The 4,677-nt window shown below is 56.1% G+C and carries 4 protein-coding genes and 1 pseudogene; all 5 read left to right on the top strand.

What is annotated here, in order from left to right; genetic code table 11:
• Positions 1-432: pseudogene (locus ACIQ47_RS14735) on the top strand (isocitrate lyase); the annotation flags it as partial.
• A gap of 342 nt (positions 433-774) precedes the next feature.
• Positions 775-1,818, top strand: a complete 1,044-nt coding sequence (locus tag ACIQ47_RS14740) for an adenosine deaminase (protein ID WP_396438824.1) — start codon at positions 775-777, stop codon at positions 1,816-1,818.
• A gap of 15 nt (positions 1,819-1,833) precedes the next feature.
• Positions 1,834-2,823: a Bug family tripartite tricarboxylate transporter substrate binding protein gene (locus tag ACIQ47_RS14745; RefSeq protein WP_396438821.1), complete on the top strand. Its 990-nt coding sequence runs from the start codon at positions 1,834-1,836 to the stop codon at positions 2,821-2,823.
• A 7-nt stretch (positions 2,824-2,830) separates the two neighbouring features.
• A complete protein-coding gene (locus ACIQ47_RS14750; RefSeq protein ID WP_396438822.1) occupies positions 2,831-3,763 on the top strand; it encodes a nucleoside hydrolase in 933 nt (310 codons plus the stop codon).
• A 2-nt stretch (positions 3,764-3,765) separates the two neighbouring features.
• Positions 3,766-4,677 (top strand): ribokinase (locus ACIQ47_RS14755; RefSeq protein ID WP_396438823.1); only part of this gene is annotated, 912 nt, incomplete at its 3' end.

Genomic DNA, 4,677 nt, shown 5'->3' on the forward strand with positions numbered 1-4,677 from the left:
CCAGACATCGGCTTCGCCCGCGAATTCGCGCAAGCCGTGCACGCAGCCTGCCCCGGCAAGCTGCTGTCGTACAACTGCTCGCCATCGTTCAACTGGAAGAAAAACCTCAACGACAGCCAGATCGCTTCTTTTCAAGAAGACCTGTCGGCGCTGGGTTACAAGTACCAGTTCATCACATTGGCGGGTATCCACATCAACTGGTACAACACCTTTCAGTTTGCGCACGCCTATGCGAACGGCGAAGGCATGAAGCACTACGTCAACATGGTTCAAGAGCCAGAATTTGCAGCACGCGACAAGGGTTACACCTTCGTGTCGCACCAGCAAGAAGTCGGCGCAGGCTACTTTGACGACGTGACTACTGTGATCCAGGGTGGTTCGTCTTCGGTGAAGGCTCTGACGGGTTCTACTGAAGAAGAGCAGTTCCACTGATCAGACAAGCCAGCCCGTCGGTTCTTGTGAGCCCGGGTGCACTTGGTTGGGTGCCTGGTCGGTTAAAAAGCCATCTGATACGAGCGTGTTGGGTGGTTTTTTTTGACGCCGGATATCTGTGCAGAACCTTGCTTTCCCAGCAGCCGCTTAGACAGGGTTGTACTGGCAACTTCGTCACTGTTGGAAAGATCATCTTTGCCCTGTTGAATGCATTGGACCGGTCCGTCAAAATGATAGACTGACTTCATTGATTGACTGTGGTCCACATGAAAGTTATTGCCAGTGAATACGCTTGTTGCTGATGCTGATGCACTTGAAGAATTCCTGCACAGGATCCCAAAGATGGAATTGCATTGCCATCTGCTCGGTTCCGTCAGACGCCAGACATTCACTGATTTTGTTCGGCGAGCCTCGCTGCAGGCCCTGTCCCATCAGGTTCAAGCGCCACTGTCGGAGGCGGATATTGAGGCCTTTTATACCCGTGGAGAAAAGCCGGTGGGCGTGTTGCGTGTGTTGCGGGCACTGGACCGCTGGCTGCTGACCATCCCGGATGATTTTTATCGCTTGACCTACGAGTATTTGCAAGATGCCGCTTCATCTGGGGTCTGTTATTCCGAATTTTTTTGGAATCCAACGGGTACCAGCAAGATCGATGGCTTGGGTTATCCCTCTGTGCTGGCTGCCATCCGCCGGGCCATCAAAGACGCTCAGCATGACTGCGGTATTGTCGGGTGCTTGGTGCCTGCCATTGACCGGGAAGCCGGCGCCGATGCAGCCCGACAGATGGTGGAGTGGGTGATTGAGCACCGCGTGCCTGAAGTCCCTGGTATCGGCATTGACTACCAGGAAGCTTTGGGACCACCCGAACATTTTGTTGAGGCCTATGCCATGGCACGAAGGGCAGGTCTGGGTACCACGGCCCATGCGGGTGAATTTGGTTTACCCGCACGCAACGTTCGCTGTGCCATGGAGCAGTTGCAGGTTGACCGCATTGACCATGGTTACACCATTGTGGATGACCCGGCGCTTGTTCGACAGGCGATTGATTCTGGGCTTGTTTTCACAGTGGTCCCGACCAATTCGTACTACCTTCGTACATTGGCACCCGAGCGTTGGGCCCTTGATCACCCGATTCGCCGCATGCGTGAGTTGGGGCTGCGGGTGCATCCGAACACCGATGATCCCACTTTGCACCATGTCACCCCCACCGAAGCTTGGGGGAAGATGGTGCGTGACTTCGGTTTCGATCTCGATGCTTTGCGCTTATGCATGCACAATGGCTTGGACAGTGCCTGGATTGATCAGACCACGCGTGCGCAATGGCGAATCGAGTGGACCGCTCGTTTTGACCAGCTTCGCACTGCGCTTAAACTTTTATCTCATTGACTTTAGAAAATCTCCATGTCACGTCTTAAACGATCGAATGTTATTTTTTCCTGGCTGAGTGTTTTGGTGTTTGCAAGTGCATCGGCACCTGTCACAGCGCAGGAATGGCCCACAAAACCGCTGAAAATCATTGTGCCTTTCAGCGCAGGCGGGAGCCTTGATGGCACCACACGTTTGGTGGCACAGCGTCTTTCGGAACGTCTGCAACAGCAAGTGCTTGTGGAGAACGTGACCGGTGCTGGTGGCAGCATTGGTTTTCAGCGAGCGATCCAATCCGCGCCCGATGGCTATACCTTCTTCATGGCAGGAGATTCGCCACTGAACCCTAACGCACCCCCTGGTGGTCCTTACTACACGTTTGATGTGCTGAAGGATTTGCAACCTGTGGTGCTGGTGAATACTGCACCCATGGTGTTGGTCACCAACCCTTCGATGCCTGTCAAAAATCTGAGCGAGTTGGTGGCGCTGGCCAAGACCAACCCCGGCAAGTTTTCTTATGCTTCATCCGGCATCGGCACACTGCCTCATTTGGGCACCGAGATGATCAAGCAAGCCGCGGGCTTCCACATGGTGCATATCCCGTACCGGGGTGGTGGGCAAATCGCCAATGATGTGGCTGGCAAGCAAGTCGATCTTGGCATGCTGATAGCAGCCTCGGCAACGCCCTTTATTCAGGCCAAGACACTCAAGCCACTCGCTGTGACTGGCAGCAAGCGCTTGGCACTGTTGCCCGATGTACCGACAGTGGCAGAGACCCCTGGGATGGAGAACTTCAGCGTGGTGAGCTGGGCGGGACTTTATGCACCGGCCAAGACCTCTGCGGCCACGATCAAGCGGCTCAACCATGAGGTCGATGAAATTCTGAAGACCGAAGCGGTGCGCGAAACTTTAGCGCGTGCGGGTGCTTTGCCCGGGGGCGGCACGCCAACCGCATTCAGCAGCTTCATTGAGCAGGACCGTATCAAGATGGGCAAGATTTTGAAGGTCACCCCTTTGCGCGATTGAGGTGGGTGTGCGTTCAATTTGGCTTGACACAGATGCTGGGTTTGACGACTGGATGACGATGCTCATGTTGGCTTCCCATCCTGGGCTGCGCTGGTTAGGCGTTGGGGTGGTCGCCGGCAATGCGTCACTGCCAGTCGCCTTGGCCAATACGCTGCGAATCTTTCATCACTACCGTTTGAAGGTGCCCGTGTTTGCGGGCTGCGACCGCCCTTTGTACGCAACCCTGGAGACTGCCGAGCGAGTGCTGGGCGCTCAAGGCATGCGAACAACTGGAATGCCCTTACCGGGCCTCCAAGTGGCCGCTGAAGAGGTGGACGCGGTGACGGCCCTTGGCAATGCGTTGCGCAACAGCCCAGAGCCAGTCACTGTGCTGGCCATTGGCCCGCTGACCAACATTGCACGCACCTTGCAAGCTGAGCCAGCTTTGGTTGAGCGGATTCATGAACTGGTCTTGATGGGCGGCTCTACTGAGCGGGGTAACCATACACCGGCAGCAGAATTCAACATCTACGTGGATCCGGAAGCCGCGGATGTGGTGTTCAACCAAGCCGGCCTCAAGCGCCGCATGTTTGGTCTCAATGTCTGTCGTCAAGTGCTGCTTGAGCGAGCCCATGTCCAGGAGGTTCAGCGTTGGCCTGGTGAGAGAGCCATGGTCTTGGCGGGTTATCTTGACGCCTATCAGCGTATTCGGCATCCCGATGGCCGAGTTCCCATGCCGCTTTATGATCCCGTGACCTCCGCCTGGCTCCTGCGGCCAGAATTGTTCACCTTTCAAAGCGCGCGCGTTGATATCGAACTGCAAGGCCGATTTACCCGTGGCATGACGGTTTGCGATTTGCGCATCGGACAGAACGCCTTGCCCAATACAGAGATTGCAATGACGGCGGATGGCCCAAGGGTTGTCGATGCGGTGCTGCAAGCGGTTCGACAATTATTCTGATCATGCTGTTGGTTTTTGGCTCCATTAACGTCGACATGGCCTTTAATACCGAGGTCTTACCCCAGGCTGCCGAGACCGTCATGGGTAAAGGCTACCGAATCTCGCCAGGTGGCAAAGGGGCCAATCAAGCCCATGCAGCTCGCCTTGATGGTTCGACGACCACCTTGGTCGGGGCAGTCGGCAACGACGCGATGGCAGAAATGGCCTTGCAGGCACTCATTGAAGCAGGGGTCGATTTGTCGCACATACAGCGGCTAAATGGGCAAACCGGTTGCGCCGCCATCGTGGTGGATGGTCAAGGTGAAAACCAGATCGTGGTGGCATCCGGCGTGAACCTGGCAGCGCGTGCAGACCTTGTCCCACATGACGTTTTGGCCAGGGCAAATGTCCTGCTGCTGCAGATGGAGACCGATTATTCACAGAATGCCGCCCTGGCTTTGCGTGCGCGACAATGTGGTTGTCCTGTGGTGCTCAACAACGCTCCGGCCAAACCTCTTGGGGTCGATTTGCTGCAGGCACTGGATGTCCTGATCGTCAATCAGCCTGAGCTGACCATGACCACTCAAATCTTGGACATGAGCGCTGATGACCCTGGTGTTTTGGTACAGGCACTGGCACAGCGCTTTTCATTCAGCGTTGTGCTCACTCTGGGTGGTCAGGGCTTGATCGCGTGTCGGCCAGGTGAGCAGCCCATGATGCTGCCGGCTATGCATGTCCAGGTGGTCGATACCACGGGTGCTGGGGACACCTTTTCGGGGGTATTTGCCGCTGCCTTGGCCCGTCAGCAGACCTTTGAAGAGGCGCTGGTGCGTGGTCTTGTGGCCGCAGGCCTTTCATGCACGAGGCCAGGCGCACAGCTCGCACAACCCAAGGCTGAAGATATTGATGCGGCCCTAGCGACTTACCAGAACTTA

This window comes from Limnohabitans sp., assembly GCF_044373035.1.
Taxonomy (GTDB): domain Bacteria; phylum Pseudomonadota; class Gammaproteobacteria; order Burkholderiales; family Burkholderiaceae_C; genus Limnohabitans_A.

Excerpts from the sequence above, each read along its gene's own strand:
- ACIQ47_RS14740 (WP_396438824.1), top strand. The coding sequence starts at position 775 with ATGGAATTGCATTGCCATCTGCTCGGTTCCGTCAGACGCCAGACATTC.
- ACIQ47_RS14745 (WP_396438821.1), top strand. The coding sequence starts at position 1,834 with ATGTCACGTCTTAAACGATCGAATGTTATTTTTTCCTGGCTGAGTGTT.